Below are 21,934 nucleotides of genomic sequence, written 5' to 3'. Positions count from 1 at the left end.
GGGTTCGGGTCGGGCGCCTATCGCCCGCGCGCATTATCCGCGCCCGCATCCTCCGCCCAGGCATCCCGCTGCTCCACGAAGGGCAGCGCCAACGAATCGCGAAAGCCCAGCTCGTCCGGGTCGCGGTAGCCCGGAACGCCGATCGCGATCCGCTCCTGCGGCACATCCAGGCGGAAGGTGCCGTGCAGATGGTCCCAGAAAGCAAAGCCGCTGGACCAGTTGCTGTCGGTCTCCTCCTTCACCGCGGAATGGTGGATGCCGTGCATGCGCGGCGTGGTGACGAAGCGCGCGAGTGTGCGCTCGATCCGCTCCGGCAGGCGCATATTGCTGTGGTGGAAAAGTACGGAGAAGAAGAACCAGCTTTGCCAGATCTGCAGCGCGCGGGGCGAGGTGCCGATCAGCGCTACCTGGGCCGCGCGATAGGGCGCGCTGATCGCCATATCGACGGCGTGGAAACGGATCGCGGTGCTCGCGTCGAGATCGAGATCGTCATGATGGCCGAGGTGGAAGCGCCACAGGAACGGCACGCGGTGCGTCGCGACGTGCCAGAGATACACGGTGTAATCCATCAGCAGTACCGCCGCCGCGTCGCGCAGCCAAGCGGGGCCGGGAAGAAGCTGGACGAGGCCCCGGCGCTTGCGCTCCGCTGCGCGCGCCAGCGGCTGCGTCATCGGTGCCTCGATCCGGTTCACTGCCGCCATGCTCATCGCGCCCAGCGCCAGATTGACGATCGTGCGGCGCGTGCGCGGACGGGTCGGCTGGCGCAGCGGCTGGGCGCGCTCGGCCCACAGGATGCCGATCGCCGCCGCGCCGAGCAGCACGCCGCCCGCGATCGCCGCGATGCCGGGGCGTCCGGTGCTATGCTGGGGCGGTGCGTCCATGCAGCGGGGACGCGCGAACGGGCGCGGCGGTTCCTTCTCGGCCCGCCCCATCGCCTCGCGAACCTTTCCTACAGCGCCCCGTCGGTGATAGAGACCGGATCATGATGATTGCCCGCTCGACCCGCCCGCATGCGCCCCGAACCCTTGCTCCGCGGCCCTCGCTTTTCCCCCTCCTCAACAGTGTGAACTGTGTGAAGCTGGGGCGCGCGGCATGAGCGCGGCCGGTTCGGGGCAGGTGCAGTTCACCGAGCGTCCTGGTGGCGAGGGGCTCGCCTTCCGGCAGGTGAAGGGAGCGGGGCCGACGCTGGTCTTCCTGCCCGGCTACAAGTCCGACATGGCCGGGTCCAAGGCGACCATGCTGTTCGATCGCGCCGCCGATGCGGGCCGCGCGGCGCTGCTGTTCGACTATGCGGGCTGCGGAGCGAGCAGCGGCGCGTTCGAGGATCAGACGCTGGAGAGCTTCCTGGCCGACACGCTGCATGTGATCGGCGAGCAGACGCAAGGGGCCCTGATCCTCGTCGGATCGAGCATGGGCGGCTGGCTGATGCTGCTCGCCGCGCTGGCGCTGGGGCCGCGCGTGGCGGGCATCGTCGGCATCGCCGCCGCGCCCGACTTCACCCGCTGGGGCTTCACGCCCGAACAAGTGGCGCAGTTCGAACGCGGCGAGACGGTGTATGAGGCGAACGAGTACGGGCCCGAGCCGACGCCGACCACCGCCGCCTTCTGGCGATCGGGCGAGGCGAACCTGCTGCTGGACGGTCCGATCGCGATCGACTGTCCGGTGCGCCTTCTGCACGGGCAGTGCGACGCCGACGTGCCGCACCCCATCTCGCTGAAGCTCGCTGCGGCCCTGCGTTCAGACGATGTGCAGACCGTTCTGGTCAAGAATGGCGACCACCGCCTGTCGCGTGAGTCCGATCTCCGGCTGCTCGCCGCGACGGTGGACCGTCTGTACGAGGATATCGCCGCTTCATGACCCCGCTCCTGCTCGCTCTCGCGCTGCAAGTTGGCCCCGCGCCCGCTGCTTCTGTGCCTGCTGCCCCCGTTCCTGCTGCCACACCGCAAACGCAAGTGGCCGCCACCGTCGATCCTCGGCTCGGCGAGTGTCTGGAGCTAGCCGCGACCGATCCGGTGACGGCGGTGGTGCGCGCGAACGAGTGGATCGCGGGCAATGGCGGCGTGCCCGCGCAGCAATGCCTGGGGTTGGCCGAAGCGGGCAGCGAACGCTGGGACCGGGCCGAGGCCGCCTTCGCCAAGGCCGCGATGCTGTCGAGTGAACTGGACCGTCCGGATACGGGCAATCTCTGGATGCAGGCGGGCAATGCCGCGCTGGCGGACGGCCAGGGCGCGGCCGCGCTTTCCCATTTCGACCGGGCGATCGCGACGGGACAGCTTGCTGGGAAGGCGCTGGGCGAGGTGCAGCTGGACCGGGCGCGGGCGTTGGTCGCCGCCGGGCGCGCGGATGAGGCGGCGAAGGCGCTGGCGCGTGCTACCGAACTGGTGCCGCAGGACCCGCTCGCCTGGCTGCTCACCGCCACGCTGGCGCGGCGCATGGACGATCTGATGAAGGCGGCGTCCGCGATAGAGACCGCCGGGGCGCTGGCGCCCGAAGAGCCCGCCGTCCTGCTGGAAAGCGGCAACATCGCCGCGCTCAAGGGCGATATGGCGATGGCCAAGGCGAAGTGGCAGAGGGTCGCCGCGGCGGCACCGGGAACCGCGCAAGCTGAGGCCGCGATCGCGCAGCTGGCAACGCTCGCCGCTGCGGACGAGCCTGCGCAAGCGCCCGTGACGCCGCCCGCCGGATCGTGATAGGGAGGGCCCCATGCACTATCTCCACACCATGATCCGCGTCACCGACATCGACGCAACGCTCCGCTTCTTCGACCTGCTCGGCCTCAAGGAGGTCCGCCGCAAGGAGGTGGAGGCCGGGCGCTTCACGCTCGTCTTCCTGGCCGCGCCGGGCGACGATGGCGCCGAAGTCGAACTCACCTGGAACTGGCCGCCCGAGGACGGCAGCGCGCCCGAAGAGTATAGCGGCGGGCGCAACTTCGGGCACCTCGCTTATGCGGTCGACGACATCTATGAGAGCTGCCGGCGGCTGCAGGACGGCGGCGTGACCATCAACCGCCCGCCGCGCGACGGGCGCATGGCATTCGTGCGCTCTCCCGACGGCATCTCGATCGAGCTGCTGCAGAAGGACGGCGCGAAGGAACCTGCCGAACCTTGGGCCTCAATGGAGAATGTGGGGAGCTGGTGATGGAGATCGTCCGCATTCCTGTCCTCAACGACAACTATGTCTGGCTGGTCCACGAACCCGCGAGCCGCGAGACGATGGTGGTCGACCCTGCGGTGGCCGATCCGGTGCTGGACGCGGCGAAGCAGCGGGGCTGGACGATCACGCAGATCTGGAACACGCACTGGCATCCCGATCACACCGGCGGCAACGAAGCGATCAAGGCTGCGACTGGCTGTACGGTGACGGGCCCGAAGGCCGAAGTCGAGCGCATCCCTACGCTCGACCGGCTGGTGGGCGAGGGCGATGTGGTGAAGCTCGGTTCGGTCGAGGCGAACGTGCTCGACGTGCCCGCCCACACCGCGGGGCACATCGCCTATCACCTGCCCGGCGAAGCCATCGCTTTCGTTGGCGATACGCTGTTCGCCATGGGTTGCGGACGATTGTTCGAAGGCGATGCGGCGCAGATGTACGCCGCGATGCGCAAGTTCGAAGCCATGCCGGACGAGACCGTCATCTACTGCGCGCATGAGTATACCGAGGCGAACGGCGACTTCGCGCTGACCGTGGAGCCACAGAACGAGGCGCTAGTGGAGCGGATGGACGAGGTGCGTGCCAAACGTGCGCGGGGCGAGGCGACGGTGCCGACCGACATCGCCGCGGAAAAGGCCACCAATCCGTTCATGCGTGCAGGCTCGGTGGAGGAACTGGCAGAGCGCCGCGCGGCGAAGGACGCCGCCTGATCGGCGGCTGCCGCGCGCGCAACCTTTGCGCCGCGCGCTGCGTTAGGGAAATACAGGGGTCTTTGTCATTAATGGAGAGATCGTCATGCCGCGCGCTGCCCTAGCCTTTACCCTCGCCGCTGCAGGAGCGTTGACGCTCGGTGGCTGTGCCAATGCGCCGCGTGACACCGCGGCCGCTCCGCTCACCGCCCAGCAGAGCGAGAAGCTTGCCAAGCTGATCGGTGACCGTGTGGCACGCGAGCCGGTCAATTGCCTGCCGGTCGGCACGCGCAGCGCCAGCAGCACCGGCGTCAGCCCGAATGTGCTGGTCTATCAGCAGGGCGGCGGCCCGGTCTATGTGAACAATCTGCGCGGATCCTGTCCGGGGATCGAGAGCAACTGGGACATCATCGTGACCGACCAGTTCCAGTCACAGTCCTGCAACGGTGACATCATCCGCCTGGTCGACCGCAATACCGGCATGTTCGGCGGTTCCTGCGCGCTGGGTCAGTTCACGCCCTATGTGAGCCCTGATAAAGGCTGAGCCGAGCCGGAACGCTCAGCCGCGGTAGAGCGCGTCCAGCCGCTCGGCATATCGTTCGCGGATCTTGTGGCGGCGGATCTTCATGGACGGCGTCATCTCCTCATTCTCGATGGAGAACGGTTCGTCGGCGAAGATGAAGCGGCGCACCCGCTCGGTGACCGACAGATCGGCGTTTACGCGGTCCACCGCCTCGCCGATCACCTTGCGAAACTCCGGCCGGTTCTGGATCTTGTCGAAGTCGAACCCGCAGCCGTGCGACCGGCAGAACTCCACCGCCCATTCCGCATCCGGCACGATCAGCCCGACCATATAGGGCCGCTTGTCCCCTACAATCATCGCCTGCGCGATTTCGGGCTGGAGCGTCAGCATGCCCTCCACCTTCTGCGGCGCGACATTATCGCCCTTGTCGTTGACGATGATATCTTTCTTGCGGTCGGTAATGACGATCCGCCCGGCCTCATCGAGATGCCCGATATCGCCGGTATGCAGCCAGCCGTCCTTCAGGACGCGCGCCGTTTCGCTTTCATTGTGCCAATAGCCGTGCATCACGAGCTCGCCCTTCACCAGCAGCTCGCCATCCTCGGCAATCTTCACTTCGGTGTTCATCAGGGGCGGGCCGACCGTTTCCATACGAACGCCTGCGCTCGGCCGGTTACAGCTGATGATCGGTGCCGATTCGGTCTGGCCATAACCCTGTAGCAGACAGAGACCGATGGAATCGAAGAAGGTGCCGATTTCCGGGTTGAGCGGCGCGCCGCCCGATACCATCGCCTTCAGGCGCCCACCGAACTTAGCCTGGATCTTGGGGCGGAACAGGCGGTCAAGCAGCAGGTCCACCGCCTTGTCGCCAAGCCGCGGGCTGCCCTGTGCGCGCCGCGCGCCGATTTCCTGTGCACGCTGAAGGAAGAAATGGGGCACCTTTCCCTGCTTTTCGATACCCTTGATGATCCGCGTGCGCAGCACCTCGAACAAGCGTGGCACGACCACCATGATCGTGGGTTTTGTCTCTTCGATATTGCTGGCGAGCTTTTCCAGGCCCTCCGCATAATAAATCTGCGCGCCTAATCCGATCGGGAAGAACTGCCCCCCGGTATGTTCGTAAGCGTGGCTGAGCGGCAGGAAGGAGAGGAACACCTCGTCATCCCAACCGAAATCTTCGGCGATGATCTGCGAGGCACCGGCGACATTGTGCAGGATCGCGCCATGGTGCTGTCGCACGCCGCGCGGGGCACCACCGGTGCCGCTGGTGTAGATGATGCAGGCAAGTTCGTCGCGCCCGATGGTGCTGACCCGCCGGCGCGCATCGACGACGTCTTGATCGGTGCCCAGGGCTATGTCGGAGAATTTGCAGATGCTCAGCTGGCCGGCTTGCTGGCGCGGCAACTCTTCCATCGCAATGACATGTTCCGCCCCGCTGGATCGGGTCAGCGCCGGGAGGAGCACCTGTGCCAGCTTCGCGGTGGAGACCACAACGGCGCGCGCACCGCTATCGTCCAGAATATGCTGATGATCGCGTTCCGTGTTGGAGGTGTAGGTTGGAACGGTAATGCAGCCGGCCGCCATGATTCCCAGATCGGCGATGCACCATTCCGGGCGATTTTCGGACACCAGCATCACCCGGTCGCCCGGTTTCATGCCAAGTTCGTGCAGGCATTTGGCAAAACCCGCAACCTGACGTGCCGCCTCGCGCCAGCTCAGCGATACCCAGCCACGCTTTTCCTTGCGCCACAGAAACGGCTTGTCGCCCTTTTCCTCAGCCCGGTCGAAGAACATGGTGACGAGGTTGGGAAACCCGTCGAACGCGTCGAATGCCAAAGGTCGCTCTCCACTGCGGCCATCGAAACCGCGGCCGCTCCTCATCAAGAGCTAGCGCGCACGAAGCGAGCGGGCAACGGTCAAAGCTCGAGGCACCAGAGGCCGGTCTTGCCGCAGTGGGCGGCGAGACCGGCCCTTGCCAAAGGTCACTCGGCCTGGGCGGTGCCTTCGCTGCGCGGGTCCGCGGCACCTTTCCAGCCTTCTTCGGTCCAGCGGGCAGCGTTGACCTTGGACGGCAGGTCGCCAACCACAACCGGCTGGCCGAATGCCTCGATCTCCGGGGCCAGGGTTGCGAGCGGCGTGCCCTGCTCCACGATCAGTCCGTCACCGCCGAAGAAGATATTGGGCAGCGCGATCGCCTCCTCAAGCGAATAGCCCCAATCGAGATAGCCGATCAGCGTTTTGGCCACATGCATGATGATGCGCTTGCCGCCCGCCGATCCGAGCGCCAGCACGGGCCGGCCCTGGCTGTCGAACACGATCGTCGGTGACATGGAGGATACCGGGCGCTTGCCGCCCTTCACCGCATTGGCCACGGGCTTACCGTCCTTCATGGGGGCAAAGGTGAAATCGGTCAGCTCATTATTCAGGAAGAAGCCTGCGGCCATCAGCTGGCTGCCGAACGGCCCCTCGATCGTGGATGTCATGGTGACGACATTGCCGTCCTTGTCGACCGCCACGAAATTGGTGGTGCCGGGCACTTCGCTCGAAGGAGCTTCGGTCCGCGGCTCCGCCTCGGGCGGTGTACCGGCTTCATAGGTGCCGAGCGCGCTGTCCGGCTTGATGAGCGCGGCGCGGTTTTTCAGATAGTCCTTGTTCAACAGGCCATCGACAGGGACATAGACGAAGCCGGGATCGCCCAGATAGGCTGCGCGGTCTGCATAAGCGAGCTGCATGGCTTCACCGATCAGGTGCCAGCTTTCCGGGCTGCCCGAGCCAAGCTGGGGCAGATCGAAATTTTCCAGCATGCCCAGGATCTGCAGCACCGTGGTCGCACCCGAAGAGGGCGGCCCCATGCCGCAGATGCGGTAGGTGCGATAGGGCATGCAGACGGCATCACGCTCGATCGCTTGGTAGGCGTTCAGATCATCCTGCGTCATGTCGCTGGGATTCACCGCCGTGGTGCGAACGGCGTTGATGATCTCCTGCGCGGTCTGGCCCGAATAGAAAGCGTCGGGGCCAAGCTCAGCCATCCGCTCGAACGTGGCGGCGAGCTTGGGATTGGTGATCGTATCGCCGACTTTCGCAGGCGCGCCGTTCTTCCAGTAGATTTCCTTCGCCTCCGGGAAACGATCCCAAAGCGGCGCGATATCCTTCAGGCGGCCTTCCAGCGTCTCGTTGACGTCGAACCCGCCCTCGGCGAGCTGGATCGCGGGCATGAACAGATCGGCCCAGGGCAGCTTACCCCATTTTTCATGGACCAGCGCCATCAGGCGGATGTTGCCCGGAACACCGACCGATTTGCCGCCCTGAAAAGCCTGAACGAACGGCAGAGGCTGGCCGTCCGGCCCCAGGAACCGGTCCGACTGCGCGGCCACCGGCGCGGTCTCGCGGCCGTCGATGGTGGTGATTGCACCGTCCGTGCCGGACGCATGGACCAGAAAACCGCCGCCGCCGATACCGCTCGATTGCGGTTCCACGACGGTCAGCGCCAGCATCATAGCCATCGCCGCGTCGCTGGCAGAGCCGCCCTCGCGCAGAATCTGCATGCCCACCTCGGTCGCGCGCGGATCGGCACTGGAGGCCAGGCCGACGGAAAGACCGGAAGGCTGGATCAGCTTGCCGCCGGCGAACAAACTACCGCTCGCGGACGCATCTTCTTGCGATGACGGCGCGGTTTCTCCGCTTTCCGCACGCTCGGCCTCGCGCGCCTGCGTTTCCTCAGCATTCAGCGGCTGCGGTGCCTGCTCACGCTCGGGAACCGAGGGGACATAGCTGCCCGGCAGATCGGCGGGATTTCCGAAGCTGTCCTGCGGTGCTTCGGCAGCGGCAGGTGCGGTGAGAGCAAGTGCTGCCGCGAGGGAGAGAAGCGGGCGGAGAATCGGTCGGGTCATGGCGGTCCTTTCGGGCGCGTCGTGCGGCCTCGATGCTTAACGCCCCGCGAACGACGGGGGTTTCACCGCATGATCGATCAACCCACGTCGATACCTACCGCGTCGCGCACATTTTCGAAACCGTCACGCTTCAGCAGCGCGGCAAGATCATTTGCGATCCGTCTGCCCAGGCCCGGCCCCTCATAGATCAGCGCGGTATAGAGCTGCACCAGCGATGCGCCTGCGCGGATGCGGGCATAGGCATCCGCGCCCGACGCGATCCCGCCGACCGCGATCAGGGGAAGGCGGTTTCCGCATATCCGGCGAAAATCGGTAAGCCGCGCCGCCGATAGCTCGGCCAGCGGCGCGCCGGAAAGGCCGCCGCTCTCGCTCGCCTTACGTGAATGCAGAAGGGGCCGGGTGATGGTGGTGTTGGAGATGATGAGCGCCGCCACGCCCTGATCGATCGCCACTTCTGCGATATCCTCGATATCGGCAGGCTCCAGATCGGGCGCGACCTTCAGGAAGACGGGGCAGGCGTGATGATTGTTCTCGATGACCGCCGCAAGCAGCGCGGACAGCATCGCCTTGTCTTGCAGCGCGCGCAGGCCCGGCGTGTTGGGCGAGGAAACATTGACCGTGAGATAGTCCGCATAGGGGCACATCGCCGCGGCCCCGCGCGCATAATCGGCAATCCGGTCCGGACTATCCTTGTTCGCCCCGATGTTGACGCCGATCGGGCCCGGTCGGCGCGCATAGAGCTTCAGCCGCTTGGCCGCAGCAGCCTGGCCGCCATTGTTGAAGCCGAGGCGGTTCACAATCGCGCGGTCCTCTTCCAACCGGAAGATGCGCGGGCGCGGATTGCCTTCCTGCGGCAACGGCGTGATCGTGCCGACTTCCGCGAACCCGAAACCGAGATCGAGGAAGGACAAAGGGGCTTCGGCGTCCTTGTCGACGCCTGCGGCCAGCCCGACCGGATTGGGAAAGATAAGTCCCGCCACCTCGCATGCGAGGACCGGGTCCTCCACCGGTCCAGCGGTTCGCGGTTTGCGCTTCAGCATCTCGATCGTCAGCCGGTGCGCGCGCTCCGGCTCTATCTGGAACAGGACGGGGCGGGCGAAACTCTTGAACCACATGCGCTGGCGCTATGGTGAGGGCGGATGCATCATGCAAGGTCCGCTGTTGAACGGTTATTCCTTTGTATAAGCGGGCGGCGGTTGATTTCGGGCGCGGCGTGGCCCACATGCCAATCGGAACGAATCACTCCGATTAAGGTGGCCCGCTTTTCATGCGCCTCAGCAGCATGGCAGATTATGCGATTGTCTTGATGTCCGCAGCCGCACGGCATTGCGGCTCGGCATCGCTGGTGGGTAGCGATTGCAAGGGTCCCACGCGCATTTCCGCCACGCAGCTGGCCGAGGAAACGCAACTGCCGCTGCCGACCGCGCAGAAGCTCGTCAGTCTGCTTTCCAAGGGCGGCCTGCTCAGTTCCACGCGCGGTACCGGCGGGGGCATTCGCCTTGCCCGGCCCGCGTCCGCGATCAGCCTTGCCGATATTGTCGAGGCGGTCGAAGGGCCCATCGCGCTCACCGCCTGCCTTTCAGAAAACGCGCAGGATTGCGCGATCCAGGCGGATTGTCATATCCGCCCGCACAGCGCCGCGGTGAACGGTGCGGTGCGCGGCGCGCTCAAGAATATCAGCCTCTCCAGTCTGTCGGCGCCCGAGCCGGCCCAAAAGGTATCCGCATGACCGAAGAACAGACCCTGAAGACCCGTCAGAGCGAGCGCGACGAGATGAATCGCGAGGCGCATGAGGCGGTCGACCGCGCTTCGACCTATGAACATGGCTGGTCCTCGAACATCGAGCAGGACTTCGCGCCCAAGGGTTTGAGCGAAGATACGGTTCGCTTCATCAGCGCCAAGAAGGAAGAACCGCAGTGGATGCTCGACTGGCGCCTCAAGGCCTTCCGCATGTGGCAGGAGATGACGGAGCCGGATTGGGCCAAGCTCAACATTCCGATGATCGATTATCAGGACGCGTACTATTACGCGGAGCCCAAGAAGAAGCCAACCATCGGTTCGCTCGATGAGCTCGATCCGGAAATCCTCGAGACCTACAAGAAGCTCGGCATCCCGATCGAGGAGCAGAAGGTGCTCGCCAATGTCGAGGGCGCGCGCAAGGTGGCCGTCGACGCGGTGTTCGACAGCGTTTCGGTCGCCACCACCTTCCGCGAGGAACTGAGCAAGGCTGGCGTGATCTTTCTGTCGATCAGCGAGGCCATCCGCGAGCATCCCGAGCTGGTGAAGAAGTGGCTCGGCAAGGTGGTGCCGCAGAAGGACAATTATTTCGCCACGCTCAACAGCGCGGTCTTTTCGGACGGCACCTTCGTTTACATTCCCAAGGGCGTTCGCTGCCCCATGGAGCTTTCCACCTATTTCCGGATCAATGCGGAAAATACCGGCCAGTTCGAACGCACGCTGATCGTCGCGGACGAGGGCGCTTATGTCAGCTATCTCGAAGGCTGCACCGCGCCGATGCGCGATGAAAACCAGCTCCACGCCGCCGTGGTCGAGCTGGTCGCGCTCGACGATGCCGAGATCAAGTACAGCACCGTGCAGAACTGGTATCCCGGCGATGCCGAGGGCAAGGGCGGCATCTACAATTTCGTGACGAAGCGCGGCCTGTGTCAGGGGAAGAACAGCAAGATCAGCTGGACCCAGGTGGAGACCGGCAGCGCGATTACCTGGAAATATCCGAGCTGCGTGCTGAACGGCGAAAACAGCGTGGGTGAGTTCTATTCCGTCGCGCTCACCAACAATTACCAGCAAGCCGATACCGGCACCAAGATGATCCACAACGGCAAGGGTAGCCGCTCTACGATCATCTCCAAGGGCATCAGCGCGGGCCATAGCGACAACAGCTATCGCGGCCTGGTGCGCGTCGGGCCGAATGCGGAGAATGTCCGCAACTTCACGCAGTGCGATTCGCTGCTGCTGGGCGATAAATGCGGCGCGCACACTGTGCCCTATATCGAGGTGAAGAACCCCACCGCGACGATCGAGCACGAGGCGACGACGAGCAAGATCAGCGACGATCAGATGTTCTACGCCATGCAGCGCGGCCTCGACGAGGAACAGGCGGTAGCGCTGATCGTCAACGGTTTTGCCAAGGACGTGATGAAGCAGCTGCCGATGGAATTCGCGGTCGAAGCCCAGAAGCTGCTGGCGATCAGTCTGGAAGGGAGCGTGGGGTGACCCATCGCTTGGTTTCTCCCGACAGCGCTTCAGAACAAAACAACGCTCTTCCGAAAGTATCCCATGCTTAAAATCGACAATCTTCACGCCTCCGTAGGCGACACCGAAATCCTTCGCGGGCTCAGCCTCGAAATCAATCCGGGCGAGGTTCATGCGATCATGGGCCCCAACGGCGCGGGCAAATCGACGCTGGGCTATGTGCTGGGCGGGCGTCCCGGCTATGAGGCCACCCAGGGCAGTGTCACGTTCGACGGGCAAGACCTGCTCGACATGGACCCGCATGAGCGGGCCGCGGCGGGGCTGTTTCTTGGCTTTCAATATCCGGTCGAGATTCCCGGCGTGTCCAACGTGCAGTTCCTGCGCGAGGCGGTGAATGCGCAGCGTGCGGTGCGTGGGCAGGATCCGCTGTCGGGCGGCGAGTTCCTGAAGGCGGCGCGCGAAAAGGCGGCGCTGCTGAAGATGGACATGGATATGATGAAGCGCGCGGTGAACGTCGGCTTTTCGGGCGGCGAGAAGAAGCGCAACGAGATGGTGCAGATGGGCCTGATCGACCCTAAGCTCGCCATTTTGGACGAGACCGACAGCGGCCTAGATATCGATGCGCTGCGCACCGTGGGCGAGGGCATCAACAGCATCATGCGCAAGCCCGATAAGGGCGTGCTTTTGATCACGCACTATCAGCGCCTTCTGGAAATCGTGAAGCCGGACTTCGTGCACGTGCTCGCCAAGGGCCAGATCGTGAAGACCGGCGGACCGGAACTGGCTCTGCGGCTCGAAGACGAAGGCTATGAAGTGGTGGCGGCGTGAACGCACAAACCCTCCCCACCAAGCGCGACGAAGCCTGGCGCTATTCCGATCTCGATGCTGTGTCCCGCGTCTGGGCCGATCTGGAGCCTGCCGAAACGCTGCATGTGCCCGAGAACGGGCATGAACGGCTGCGCATCGATGAGCTGCCCGTATCGGGCATTCTGCGCTATGACGTGACCGTCGCGGACGGCGCGCGTTTCGATCTGCACTGCGTGCTCGCGGGCCGCGATTATGGCCGGGTCGAGATTGCCGCGAAGCTGGGCAAGGGCGCGCATTTCGAGCTGGGCGGCGCGATCCTGGCGAAGGGCACCCAGGTGCTCGAAATCGTCACCGACGTCGAACATGTCGAACCCGAAGGTACGTCCAACCAGACGGTGCGCAGCGTGCTGGCGGACAAGGCGACCGGCAGCTTCCTTGGCAAGATCGGCGTGGCGCGCGACGCGCAGCGGACCGATGCCGAACAGTCGGTGAAGTCCATGCTGCTCGATCGCGGGGCAACCGCCAATGCGGTGCCGCAGCTGGAGATTTTCGCCGACGACGTGAAGTGCGCGCATGGCGCGACGGTCGGCGAGCTCGACAAACAGGCGCTGTTCTACATGGGCACGCGCGGACTGCCGCCCGAAACCGCACGCCGGCTGATGCTGCAGGCATTCATTTCCGATGCGTTCGTTTCGATCGATGATGATGAAGCGCGCGAGGCGCTGGAGGCCAAGGCGCAGGCCGCGCTGGAGAATTTGCGTTGAACGTCCGCGCCGACTTTCCCGGCCTTCCGCAGGACTGGCACTATCTCGACACCGCGGCGACCGCGCAGAAGCCGAAAGCGGTGATCGATGCGATCGCGCGCAATTATGGCGAGGATTACGCCACCGTGCACCGCGGCGTGTACCGGCGCTCGTCGGACATGACGCTGCGCTATGAAGCGGCGCGCAGGGCGGCGGCCGATTTCATCGGCGCGGCTACCCCCGACGAATGCGTGTTCGTACGCGGGGCGACCGAGGCGGTGAATCTCGTGGCCGACAGCTGGGGGCAGGCAAACCTTGGTGATGGCGACCGCATCATGCTGTCCGTGCTCGAGCATCATTCGAACATCGTGCCTTGGCAGATGCTGGCCGAACGCGTGGGCACGACGATCGATGTCGCGCCGCTCACCGAAGACGGCCATATCGATCTCGATTGGGTGGAAGCCAACCTGACCGAGCGGCACAAGCTGGTTGCGCTCTGCCATCTTTCCAATTCGCTCGGCAGCGTGCTCGACGCGCGCCGTGCCGCCGATCTGGCGCACAAGGTGGGCGCGAAGCTGCTGCTCGACGGCTGCCAGTCCGCGCCTCGCCTTGCCATCGATGTGCAGGCGATGGACTGCGACTTCTACGTCTTCTCCGGCCACAAGCTTTACGGCCCCACCGGCATCGGCGTGCTATGGGCCAAGGGTGACATCCTGAATGCCATGCCCCCCTGGCAGGGCGGCGGATCGATGATCGACAAGGTCAGCTTTGAAGGCACCACCTACGCCCCCGCGCCGGGCCGGTTCGAAGCGGGCACGCCGCATATCGTAGGCGCAGCCGGGCTGCACGCGGCGATCGATTATGTGAACGCCATCGGCGTCGATGCAATCGAGCGGCACGAACGTAGCTTGGCGGCCAAGGCGCGCGAGGCGCTGGGCCAGGTGAACAGCGTTTCCCTGTTCGGCCCCGACGATGGCGTCGGCATCGTCAGCTTCGCTGTGGAGGGGGTGCATCCGCACGACGTTGCCACCATATTGGACGAAGAAGGCGTGGCGATCCGTGCCGGCCATCATTGCTGCCAGCCGCTGATGGAGGCGCTGAACGTCCCCGCGACAGCGCGCGCCAGCTTCGGGGTGTATTCGGATGAAAGCGACGTGGAGGCGCTGGTGCGCGGCGTCGAGCGCGTGAGAAAGATTTTCGGGTGAGCATATGAACGAACAGAGCAAATTTCGCACCGAAGAGGTGGAGCGCGCCGCAGAGCCGCCCAAGGCCCGCGTGGACAATGCGCATGTTTCGAACGTGGAAGACGATGGCAAGGTTGCCGCCCCTTCTCCCTTCGACGGTGAAAGCGATGCCGCCAAACTCGGCCGCAAGCGCGATTACCTCGAAGGCTTCCTGGCGCAGAAACCCGCCGAGCAGCCAAAAGGTGAACCTGGCGGCGATCTCTACGAGGCGATCATCGAGACGCTGAAGAGCATCTACGATCCGGAAATTCCGGTGAATATCTACGATCTCGGCCTGATCTACGGCGTCGAGGTGACGGATGACGGCCATGCGGTCGTGACGATGACGCTCACCACGCCGCATTGCCCCGTCGCGGAATCGATGCCCGGCGAAATCGAGTTGCAGGTCGGCTCTGTTCCCGGCGTCGGTCATGCCGAAGTGAATCTGGTCTGGGATCCGCCATGGGACCCCCAGAAGATGACCGACGACGCCAAGCTGGAACTGGGGATGCTATAGGTATCAGTCCAAAATGGTACTTTGGACTGGGAATAGAAATTGAGACCGTAAGTCCTGAGCTTGTCGAAGGACGTTTCTCGTACGGGCGCCGGGCCTCGACAGGCTCCGCCCTAACGGATCAGAGGTGAAAAGCTATGACCACCGAAACGAAAACCCGCCAGCGCCCCGCAGCGCTCACGTTGACGCAGGCCGCCGAGACGCGGATCGCCGAGCTTATGAAGCAGGCGCCGGACGATGCTATCGGCGTGAAGCTGTCCACCCCGCGCCGCGGCTGTTCGGGCCTCGCTTATTCGGTCGATTATGTGAACGAAGAATCGAAGTTCGACGAGAAGATCGAAACGCCTGGTGGCACCTTCTACGTCGATGGCGCATCGGTGCTGTACCTCGTCGGATCGACGATGGACTGGACCGAGGACGATTTTCAGGCGGGCTTCACCTTCCAGAACCCCAACGCCAAGGGCGCGTGCGGCTGCGGCGAAAGCTTTATGGTCTGAGCCGCCGACTGCGCCTTAGAATTTCAGCGAGTAACGCACCGCAGCGCCCAGATCGTCGGGCGCTGCTTCATAATGGCCGGGCTGCTGCCGCCAGAACAGATTGGCGCTGACGATCCCGTCCCATAGGCCTGCGCGATAGCTCATTTCACTTACCAGCTCTCGCCCCTGCGGCGCGAGATTGAGGCGCTGGACGGCGTAGCTGGTCCCGCCGGTGGCATAGTCATAGGCGCTCGGCAGATTGAGATCGACGCCGCCAGCGCTTACCCGGAGCGGCTGCGCGAAGCGAAAGGCGATCTGATCGTCGCCGGTGAACAGGCGTGATCTCGAAAGATCGAGGTTGAAGGCGCTCGATTGCAAAATGCCGGTGCCGGTCACCGTCTGCGTGGCGAGCGCCCGGGTCCAGCCCTGCCGCCAGTTTGCCGCCAGCTGCCAGGCATCGCCCGGCACCCATGCGAGTCCTGCGTCGAGGAAAAGGCTGGATGCGCCGCCGCGCCCGATCGCGTCGGAAAAACGTGCGCCAAGCACTGTCTCGCGTTCACCGAGCCAATCTGCGCCCAGCGTCGCGGTGAGGTTTCCAAAACGCCGGTCCAGCGCCGCGCCGAAGCGATTATAGCCATAGTCCCGATAGCGCCCGACCAGACTGCCGGGGACGCCGTCTTCCCACAAGGCTTGCTCGCCGCTCTCTCCGCTCAGCGTCAGGCCGAACCGGCCGATTTGCCGCCGCACCGCCACCGAGGCGTCGGGTCGTGCGATGAAGCCTGTGGAGCTCGCCGCATCTTCGCCGACCAGAAAGGCGGGGCGCTCCGCCCCCTGCAGTGCGGCAACCTGCCCGCTGGCCTGCTGCGATATGCCGAAGCTGACCGACAGGTCCGGCGAGAGTTTGGCTGCGATGCGTCCGGCAAGAAGCCTTGCCTGCTCGCCTTCAGCCCCGCGCAACTGCAGTGCATCGACCCGCGCGGTGCCGTCCGCCTGCGGTGCCACCGCAAAGGCGATCGCTACCGGGCCGGCCGCCATCGAGACGGAGCGGCCGCGATCGGTCAGCGCGCCGGTGAGTTTGTAAGAGGGTGCGCTGCCGGACAGACCATGGCCGATATCGGCATTGTAAGCGCGCTTGTATCCGTCCAGCACGACCGTCTCCAGCCGCGCGCCCGCGGTGCCCGCATCGCCCATCGCCCCGGATGTCGTACCGGCGCTAGAGCCAAGTGCTACGACGGTGCTCGTTCCGGCAAGCGATGTGGTGCCCTGCGGCTGGAACGCGGCGGCGATGTCCAGAATGCCGCGGCCATAGACATCGTCCGTGCCGCTTACACCGGCATCGCGCGCGCTGCGCAGCAGGATATCGACGATCTGCGCGCCGGTGAGGTTCGGAAAAGCCTGCGCCAGCAGCGCCGCCGCGCCGCTGATCTGCGGGGCGGCGAAGCTGGTGCCGTTGAACACGGTGATGAAGGTCTGGCCATTCCGAACCGTGGTCTTGATGGAATCGTCTTCATAGGCGCAGCAAATCCCGCTGCCGAGCGCGGATAACACCGAAGCCTGCGAAACGCCGGCGCGGTTGCTGAAGCTGGAAATCTGACTGGAGTCGTCTACCGAGGTGGCGATGATGACATTGGACCCGCCGGCGGCCAGGATGGATTGTGCGAACGGGCTTGGATTGTTCGGATCATAGTCCGGCTGATCCTTGCCGAATTCATTCCCCGCCGAAACGATAAGAACGATGCCGGCCTCGCTTGCCAGACGGATGGCGTTGGCAAGTGAGCCGCCAATGCGGCCCTCCCCGCCTAGCGAAAGGTTGATGACTCGCGCGCCGGTCTGCCGGGCCACATTAATGCCGTTCGCGATAGCTGAGTCGGTGAAAAGACATCCCGCCTCGTCAGCATTGCCGGATGTGGCGGTGCAGCTGCCAGGCGTGTCCGCACGCAAGGCGAGGATACTCGCGTTGAAAGCTATACCCATGATGTCGCGGTTGTCCTTCGCCGCGGCGGCCACGCGCGTCACCGCGCTGCCATGGCCATCGTCGTCCCCGAGACCGCGATTGCCCGCAACATCGCGTGAGGCGGAAACGATCCGCCCGGCAAATTCATGGCTGTTCGGATCGATACCGGTATCGATCACGCCGATGGTGACACCCTGGCCGGTCGCGCCCTTCTGATAGGCGGTCACCGCATTGTGATAAGCCGGGCCGTCCGAGCGGCGGAATTCGGCCGTGTCGAAATCAAGATTGCCGGTTGGCGGCGGTGGGGGAGGCGGCGGAGGAGGAGGCGGTGCAGGGGCCGGGCTGGGCGGCGGCGGGGCCGGCAGTTGCGCGGACGGACCGCCCGATCCACTGCCTCCGCAAGCGGCCAGAGCAAGCGAAACGGTCAGGACGGAAACGCCGCCGGCAAAGCTGCGAAAAGCCGATTTCCTCATACCAACTCCCTTATCGACGGGTCGCAGCTAAGCGGGAAGGCGTGAACACATGGTGAACTTTTCCAACCCCGGCTTGCCGCCGTGCGGTTGGCCCGGTATCGGCGGGCCGCCATAAAGGAGACGCCCATGAACGCCGAACAGTTGCAGCCCATCATCGAACAGGCCTGGGACGATCGCGATTCGCTGTCGGCTTCAACCGGGGGTGAGGTGCGCGAGGCGGTGAACGCGGCGCTCTCCGGGCTGGACGATGGCAGCATGCGTGTGGCCGAGCGGGACGGTGACGGCTGGACGGTCAATCAGTGGCTGAAGAAAGCGGTGCTGCTGTCCTTCCGTCTTAACGACATGGAGATTATCGAAGGCGGGCCGGGCGGTGCGGTCTGGTGGGACAAGGTGCCGAGCAAGTTCGCCGGCTGGACGGCGGACGATTTCAAGGCGGCGGGGATCCGGGCAGTGCCGGGCAGCTTCGTGCGCCGCGGCGCCTTTATCGGCAAGGGCGCGGTTTTGATGCCGAGCTTCGTGAACCTGGGCGCGCATGTCGGCGAGGGCACGATGGTGGATACCTGGGCTTCGGTCGGCTCCTGCGCGCAGGTGGGCAAGAACTGCCACATCTCAGCAGGTGCGGGCATCGGCGGCGTGCTCGAGCCGCTGCAGGCGAACCCCACGATCATCGGCGATAACTGTTTCGTCGGTGCGCGGTCCGAGGTGGTCGAAGGCGTTATTGTCGGCGAAGGTTCGGTGATTTCGATGGGCGTGTTCATCACCCAGTCGACCAAGATCGTGGTGCGCGAGACCGGCGAAGTCATCCGCGGACATATTCCGCCTTATTCGGTGGTCGTGCCCGGCAGCCTGCCCGGCAAGCCGATGGCGGACGGCACGCCCGGCCCAGGCCTTGCCTGCGCGGTGATCGTCAAGACGGTGGACGCGAAGACCCGCGCCTCGACCGGGATCAACGATCTGCTACGCGACTGAGGCCGCGCCGCCTTCCGACGCTCAGCCTTCGGCGGCCTCCTCCAGTCCGTTCAACAGCCCCATGCGCTTGCGCACGCGGCCGGGGAAAAAGCGCGCTGCAAACATAAGCTGCCGCGCCATCTTGTTCACCGGCGTATGTACGGCATTGCCATGAACAGCGTCCCATGCCGCAGGCCCGATCATGGAAACGGGGCTGACCTCGATCCCCGCGGCTTGCAGCCGTTCCTTGCCGGTCTGATTGCTGTCTTCGCCGACCGCGGACAGAATGCCGGTATCGATGAAGCCGGGCATCAGCGATCGAACTCGGATATTGTGCGACGCGAATTCGATGTCCCACGCCTCGGTCAGGCCGCGCACCGCGAACTTGGTGGCGCTGTAAACGCTCAGCCCGGCCGATCCGTAGATGCCGGACGCGGACGAGGTGTTGAGGATGCAGGCACCCGGTGATGCCTTCAGAAGATCGAACGCAGCCTGGGTGCCGTTCATCACGCCGGTGAAATTGATCGCCACCAGCTTGTCGATATCGGCCGGGTCCATCTCCTCGAACCGGCCGCCCTTGCCGATGCCGGCGTTGTTGAAGAGAAGATGCATGCGCCCCTCGGTGCGCTGCGAGAAAGCCTCGATCACGCGGGCCCAGGCGTCGCGATCGGTGACGTCGAGCGGATGCGTCCAGCAATTGTCTTCGCCGATCATGGCGGCGGTTTCTGCCAGGCCGGCCTCGTTCACATCGGTCAATCCGGCAAACCAGCCGCGCTCGCAAAAATAGCGCGCTACTTCGCGTCCTATGCCCGAAGCGGCACCGGTGACGAACAGGATTTTGCGATCTCTCATGGCGTCTCACTCCTAAGGCGATGGGTTCTTTTTTCGAACCTATACGCGATTCCCCCCGATGTCGAAGCATCAACTTCGCCACTTGGTCGTTCGGGGCCATTCCCCATTGCCAGCCCGTGCACGCATCTCCACTATGCGCCGCTATGCGCGAAGGCAGGACCACCGGTCCGTCGGTAAGGTTCGACGGCGTCACGAAAAACTATGGTGCCGTCTCGGCGGTGGACGATGTCTCGCTCACCATCGATGCGGGCAGCTTCGTGGCGCTTGTGGGCCAGTCCGGCTCCGGCAAATCGACGCTGCTGAAGACGGTGAACCGGCTCGTCGATCCCACCGGCGGCCAGGTGCTGGTCGGAGAAGAACCGGTGGCGGGGCGCGAGCCCTATGCGCTGCGCCGCACGATCGGCTATGTTTTCCAGAATATCGGACTGTTCCCGCACATGACGGTGCGTGAGAATATCCTGATCGGGCAGCGGATCGAAGGCACGCGCGGCGGCGATGTCGGCGAACTGCTCGATCTCGTGGAACTGCCGCGCGATTTTGCCGGTCGCCGCCCCGCCGCACTTTCGGGCGGGCAGGCGCAGCGCGTCGGCGTCGCCCGCGCTCTGGCCGGAGAGCCCGGCCTCATGCTGATGGACGAACCCTTCGGCGCGCTCGATCCGGTGACGCGCGACAATCTGGGCGAAGCCTATCGCGCGCTGCACGATCGGCTTGGCCTCACCACCATCATGGTGACGCACGATATGGCCGAAGCGCTGCTTCTGGCGGACCGCGTCCTGGTGATGTCCGGCGGTCGCATCGTCGCCGACGCGCCGCCCGCCGCCATGCTGAATGAGCGTCAGGCCGATGAGGCGGAGGCGCTGATCGCGGTGCCGCGTGCCCAGGCCGAACGGTTGGTGGAGCTGGAACAACGCCGGGAAAACGGGGCGGCGTCATGAGCGGGCGCTGGGCCGATGCCTTTGCGCGCGTGCCGACGCTGCTGGCCGCGCATGTCGAACTCTGTCTCGCCGCATTGGTCCTTGCGATCCTGGTCAGCGTGCCGCTGTCGATCTGGGCGTCGCGCAGCGAACGGGTGGCAGGGGTGGTGCTCACCATCGCCTCGATCGTGCAGACCATTCCCACGCTGGCGCTGCTGGCGCTGTTTTATCCCCTGCTGCTCGGGCTGCGCTCGGTCACCGGAGACTGGCTGACGCCGCTAGGGTTCCTGCCGGCGTTGATGGCGCTGACCCTTTATGCGCTTCTCCCCATCATTCGCAATTCGGTGACCGGGATAACAGGCGTTGCGCCCGCCATGACGGAGGCCGCGGACGGGGTGGGCATGACGCCGTGGCAGAAGCTGCGCTGGGTGGAGGCCCCGCTCGCCGCCCCCACGATCATGGCCGGCATTCGCACCGCGGCGGTTTGGACCATCGGCATCGCAACGCTGGCGACCACGGTTGGCCAGACCAGCCTGGGCGATCTGATCTTCGCAGGCTTGCAGACGCAGAATTTCACATTGGTGCTCGCCGGGTGCATCGCCTCCGCAGGGCTCGCGCTCGTGACCGACCAGTTGCTCGGCCTAATCCAGCGCGGCATCGCGCAGCGCAGCCGATGGAAGATATGGCTAGCACTCGGCCTCATCGCCGCAGGCCTGCTCGCCGCGCTGGTGCCGCGGTTGATCCCGTCGGGTGACGATCGCCCCGTCGTCACGGTCGGTGCCAAGGCGTTTACCGAGCAATATATCCTGGCCCGCGTGGTCGGCATCCAGCTCAAACGCGCCGGCTACCGCGTCGAATATAAGGAAGGGCTGGGTTCGGGCGTGGTGTTCAAGGCGCTCACCACCGGTTCGGTCGATACCTATGTCGATTATGCCGGCACCATCTGGGCCAATGAGATGAATCGCGAAAAGCCCATCCCGCGCGATGCGATGCGTGAAGCGATCGCGAAATGGGTGGCCGAAACCTACGGCATCAAGCTGGTCGGCGCGCTCGGGTTCGAGAACGCCTATGCCATCGCGGTGCGGCAGAAGGAGGCGGATGGCGGCCTGCGCACATTGGACGATCTCGCCCGCCGGTCGCCGGGGCTGAACTTCGGTGCGGACCTCGATTTTCTGGAGCGGCCCGAATGGGCGCAGCTGAAGGCGGCCTATCCGATCCGCTTCGCTTCGCTGCGGTCTTATGACCCCACCTTCATGTATGCGGCGCTGGCGAGCGGGCAGGTCGATGCGATCAGCGCGTTCACCTCCGACGGGCGCATCGCGAAGGAGAATTTCGTGACGCTGGAGGACCCCAAGGGTGTCCTTCCCAATTACGATGCGATCCTGATGGTGGCGCCCGAATATGCCGATGATGCCCTTTTCATTGCGGCGTTGCAGCCGCTGATAGGCGCGATAAACGTCGACCTGATGCGCCGCGCCAATTACATGGTCGATCGCGACGAGGATAAGGCGACGCCGGAAGAAGCGGCGCGATGGCTCCTCGCACAAACCGGTATCGAGGAGTAATCT

21 protein-coding genes are annotated in these 21,934 nt (G+C 64.8%); 15 read left to right on the top strand and 6 right to left on the bottom strand.

Annotated features, from left to right (window positions below; all coding sequences use genetic code 11):
- Window positions 1–17 precede the first annotated feature (17 nt).
- Window positions 18–881, bottom strand: a complete 864-nt coding sequence (locus I6A82_RS02350) for a sterol desaturase family protein (protein ID WP_198093572.1) — start codon at window positions 879–881, stop codon at window positions 18–20.
- 211 nt (window positions 882–1,092) lie between these two features.
- Between I6A82_RS02350 and I6A82_RS02345 the strand changes: the two genes are divergently transcribed.
- The 5 genes from I6A82_RS02345 to I6A82_RS02325 all read left to right on the top strand — a co-directional run bounded on the left by I6A82_RS02345 (window position 1,093) and on the right by I6A82_RS02325 (window position 4,380).
- Entirely contained in the window at window positions 1,093–1,857 is a 765-nt protein-coding gene (locus tag I6A82_RS02345; RefSeq protein ID WP_198093571.1) for an alpha/beta hydrolase, read from the top strand.
- Window positions 1,854–2,690: a tetratricopeptide repeat protein gene (locus I6A82_RS02340; protein WP_198093570.1), complete on the top strand. Its 837-nt coding sequence runs from the start codon at window positions 1,854–1,856 to the stop codon at window positions 2,688–2,690. Before I6A82_RS02345 ends, I6A82_RS02340 begins: the two co-directional genes overlap by 4 nt.
- Window positions 2,691–2,703: 13 nt before the next feature.
- Window positions 2,704–3,138, top strand: coding sequence for a VOC family protein (locus I6A82_RS02335; RefSeq protein ID WP_187334863.1), 435 nt, complete (start codon window positions 2,704–2,706; stop codon window positions 3,136–3,138).
- The gene (gene gloB, locus I6A82_RS02330) at window positions 3,135–3,857 is read left to right on the top strand and encodes a hydroxyacylglutathione hydrolase (protein WP_198093569.1); all 723 of its coding nucleotides are present in this window, start codon (window positions 3,135–3,137) and stop codon (window positions 3,855–3,857) included. The genes I6A82_RS02335 and gloB overlap by 4 nt, the downstream gene beginning before the upstream one ends.
- An 85-nt stretch (window positions 3,858–3,942) precedes the next feature.
- Window positions 3,943–4,380, top strand: a complete 438-nt coding sequence (locus I6A82_RS02325) for a DUF6491 family protein (RefSeq protein ID WP_187334861.1) — start codon at window positions 3,943–3,945, stop codon at window positions 4,378–4,380.
- Window positions 4,381–4,395: 15 nt separating this feature from the next.
- Here I6A82_RS02325 and I6A82_RS02320 read toward each other — a convergent pair whose 3' ends face one another.
- The 3 genes from I6A82_RS02320 to I6A82_RS02310 form a co-directional block, all read right to left on the bottom strand.
- The gene (locus I6A82_RS02320; protein ID WP_232343499.1) at window positions 4,396–6,153 is read right to left on the bottom strand and encodes an AMP-dependent synthetase/ligase; all 1,758 of its coding nucleotides are present in this window, start codon (window positions 6,151–6,153) and stop codon (window positions 4,396–4,398) included.
- A gap of 188 nt (window positions 6,154–6,341) precedes the next feature.
- Window positions 6,342–8,249, bottom strand: a complete 1,908-nt coding sequence (gene ggt / locus I6A82_RS02315; RefSeq protein WP_198093567.1) for a gamma-glutamyltransferase — start codon at window positions 8,247–8,249, stop codon at window positions 6,342–6,344.
- Window positions 8,250–8,326: 77 nt separating this feature from the next.
- Entirely contained in the window at window positions 8,327–9,364 is a 1,038-nt protein-coding gene (locus tag I6A82_RS02310; RefSeq protein WP_198093566.1) for a quinone-dependent dihydroorotate dehydrogenase, read from the bottom strand.
- A gap of 152 nt (window positions 9,365–9,516) precedes the next feature.
- On the opposite strand from I6A82_RS02310, the gene I6A82_RS02305 reads away from it, so the two are divergent.
- The 7 genes from I6A82_RS02305 to I6A82_RS02275 all read left to right on the top strand — a co-directional run bounded on the left by I6A82_RS02305 (window position 9,517) and on the right by I6A82_RS02275 (window position 15,246).
- On the top strand, window positions 9,517–9,978 hold the full coding sequence (locus tag I6A82_RS02305) for an RrF2 family transcriptional regulator (protein ID WP_198093565.1): 462 nt from the start codon (window positions 9,517–9,519) through the stop codon (window positions 9,976–9,978).
- On the top strand, window positions 9,975–11,483 hold the full coding sequence (sufB, locus tag I6A82_RS02300) for a Fe-S cluster assembly protein SufB (protein WP_198093564.1): 1,509 nt from the start codon (window positions 9,975–9,977) through the stop codon (window positions 11,481–11,483). Before I6A82_RS02305 ends, sufB begins: the two co-directional genes overlap by 4 nt.
- 3 nt (window positions 11,484–11,486) lie before the next feature.
- Window positions 11,487–12,290 carry a Fe-S cluster assembly ATPase SufC gene (sufC, locus tag I6A82_RS02295; protein ID WP_442945119.1) on the top strand — a complete coding sequence of 268 codons (804 nt, stop codon included), beginning with the start codon at window positions 11,487–11,489 and terminating at the stop codon, window positions 12,288–12,290.
- Window positions 12,287–13,033 carry a SufD family Fe-S cluster assembly protein gene (locus I6A82_RS02290; RefSeq protein WP_198093562.1) on the top strand — a complete coding sequence of 249 codons (747 nt, stop codon included), beginning with the start codon at window positions 12,287–12,289 and terminating at the stop codon, window positions 13,031–13,033. The genes sufC and I6A82_RS02290 overlap by 4 nt, the downstream gene beginning before the upstream one ends.
- Complete coding sequence (locus I6A82_RS02285) at window positions 13,030–14,217, top strand: cysteine desulfurase (protein WP_198093561.1); 1,188 nt, start codon at window positions 13,030–13,032, stop codon at window positions 14,215–14,217. The genes I6A82_RS02290 and I6A82_RS02285 overlap by 4 nt, the downstream gene beginning before the upstream one ends.
- A gap of 4 nt (window positions 14,218–14,221) precedes the next feature.
- Window positions 14,222–14,752, top strand: coding sequence for an SUF system Fe-S cluster assembly protein (locus I6A82_RS02280; RefSeq protein WP_198093560.1), 531 nt, complete (start codon window positions 14,222–14,224; stop codon window positions 14,750–14,752).
- 134 nt (window positions 14,753–14,886) lie between these two features.
- Window positions 14,887–15,246, top strand: coding sequence for a HesB/IscA family protein (locus tag I6A82_RS02275; protein WP_198093559.1), 360 nt, complete (start codon window positions 14,887–14,889; stop codon window positions 15,244–15,246).
- A gap of 15 nt (window positions 15,247–15,261) precedes the next feature.
- Here I6A82_RS02275 and I6A82_RS02270 read toward each other — a convergent pair whose 3' ends face one another.
- Entirely contained in the window at window positions 15,262–17,652 is a 2,391-nt protein-coding gene (locus I6A82_RS02270) for a S8 family peptidase (RefSeq protein ID WP_198093558.1), read from the bottom strand.
- A gap of 126 nt (window positions 17,653–17,778) precedes the next feature.
- Here I6A82_RS02270 and dapD point away from each other — a divergent pair, with 126 nt between their 5' ends.
- Entirely contained in the window at window positions 17,779–18,621 is an 843-nt protein-coding gene (gene dapD / locus I6A82_RS02265) for a 2,3,4,5-tetrahydropyridine-2,6-dicarboxylate N-succinyltransferase (protein WP_198093557.1), read from the top strand.
- 21 nt (window positions 18,622–18,642) lie between these two features.
- Here dapD and I6A82_RS02260 read toward each other — a convergent pair whose 3' ends face one another.
- Window positions 18,643–19,452, bottom strand: coding sequence for an SDR family oxidoreductase (locus tag I6A82_RS02260; RefSeq protein WP_198093556.1), 810 nt, complete (start codon window positions 19,450–19,452; stop codon window positions 18,643–18,645).
- A 143-nt stretch (window positions 19,453–19,595) separates the two neighbouring features.
- On the opposite strand from I6A82_RS02260, the gene I6A82_RS02255 reads away from it, so the two are divergent.
- Entirely contained in the window at window positions 19,596–20,387 is a 792-nt protein-coding gene (locus I6A82_RS02255; protein ID WP_198093555.1) for an ATP-binding cassette domain-containing protein, read from the top strand.
- Complete coding sequence (locus I6A82_RS02250; RefSeq protein WP_198093554.1) at window positions 20,384–21,931, top strand: ABC transporter permease/substrate-binding protein; 1,548 nt, start codon at window positions 20,384–20,386, stop codon at window positions 21,929–21,931. Before I6A82_RS02255 ends, I6A82_RS02250 begins: the two co-directional genes overlap by 4 nt.
- The last annotated feature ends 3 nt before the right edge of the window (window positions 21,932–21,934 follow it).

It is taken from the genome of Novosphingopyxis sp. YJ-S2-01, from assembly GCF_016093175.1.
Taxonomy (GTDB): Bacteria; Pseudomonadota; Alphaproteobacteria; order Sphingomonadales; family Sphingomonadaceae; genus Novosphingopyxis; species Novosphingopyxis iocasae.
Note: the sequence above shows the minus strand (reverse complement) of the source record. Positions and strands in the feature narration are given on the sequence as shown.

Excerpts from the sequence above, each read along its gene's own strand:
- I6A82_RS02350 (WP_198093572.1), bottom strand. The coding sequence starts at position 881 with ATGGACGCACCGCCCCAGCATAGCACCGGACGCCCCGGCATCGCGGCG.
- I6A82_RS02345 (WP_198093571.1), top strand. The coding sequence starts at position 1,093 with ATGAGCGCGGCCGGTTCGGGGCAGGTGCAGTTCACCGAGCGTCCTGGT.
- I6A82_RS02340 (WP_198093570.1), top strand. The coding sequence starts at position 1,854 with ATGACCCCGCTCCTGCTCGCTCTCGCGCTGCAAGTTGGCCCCGCGCCC.
- I6A82_RS02335 (WP_187334863.1), top strand. The coding sequence starts at position 2,704 with ATGCACTATCTCCACACCATGATCCGCGTCACCGACATCGACGCAACG.
- I6A82_RS02325 (WP_187334861.1), top strand. The coding sequence starts at position 3,943 with ATGCCGCGCGCTGCCCTAGCCTTTACCCTCGCCGCTGCAGGAGCGTTG.
- I6A82_RS02320 (WP_232343499.1), bottom strand. The coding sequence starts at position 6,153 with ATGTTCTTCGACCGGGCTGAGGAAAAGGGCGACAAGCCGTTTCTGTGG.
- ggt (WP_198093567.1), bottom strand. The coding sequence starts at position 8,249 with ATGACCCGACCGATTCTCCGCCCGCTTCTCTCCCTCGCGGCAGCACTT.
- I6A82_RS02310 (WP_198093566.1), bottom strand. The coding sequence starts at position 9,364 with ATGTGGTTCAAGAGTTTCGCCCGCCCCGTCCTGTTCCAGATAGAGCCG.
- I6A82_RS02305 (WP_198093565.1), top strand. The coding sequence starts at position 9,517 with ATGCGCCTCAGCAGCATGGCAGATTATGCGATTGTCTTGATGTCCGCA.
- sufB (WP_198093564.1), top strand. The coding sequence starts at position 9,975 with ATGACCGAAGAACAGACCCTGAAGACCCGTCAGAGCGAGCGCGACGAG.
- I6A82_RS02280 (WP_198093560.1), top strand. The coding sequence starts at position 14,222 with ATGAACGAACAGAGCAAATTTCGCACCGAAGAGGTGGAGCGCGCCGCA.
- I6A82_RS02275 (WP_198093559.1), top strand. The coding sequence starts at position 14,887 with ATGACCACCGAAACGAAAACCCGCCAGCGCCCCGCAGCGCTCACGTTG.
- I6A82_RS02270 (WP_198093558.1), bottom strand. The coding sequence starts at position 17,652 with ATGAGGAAATCGGCTTTTCGCAGCTTTGCCGGCGGCGTTTCCGTCCTG.
- dapD (WP_198093557.1), top strand. The coding sequence starts at position 17,779 with ATGAACGCCGAACAGTTGCAGCCCATCATCGAACAGGCCTGGGACGAT.
- I6A82_RS02260 (WP_198093556.1), bottom strand. The coding sequence starts at position 19,452 with ATGAGAGATCGCAAAATCCTGTTCGTCACCGGTGCCGCTTCGGGCATA.
- I6A82_RS02255 (WP_198093555.1), top strand. The coding sequence starts at position 19,596 with ATGCGCGAAGGCAGGACCACCGGTCCGTCGGTAAGGTTCGACGGCGTC.
- I6A82_RS02250 (WP_198093554.1), top strand. The coding sequence starts at position 20,384 with ATGAGCGGGCGCTGGGCCGATGCCTTTGCGCGCGTGCCGACGCTGCTG.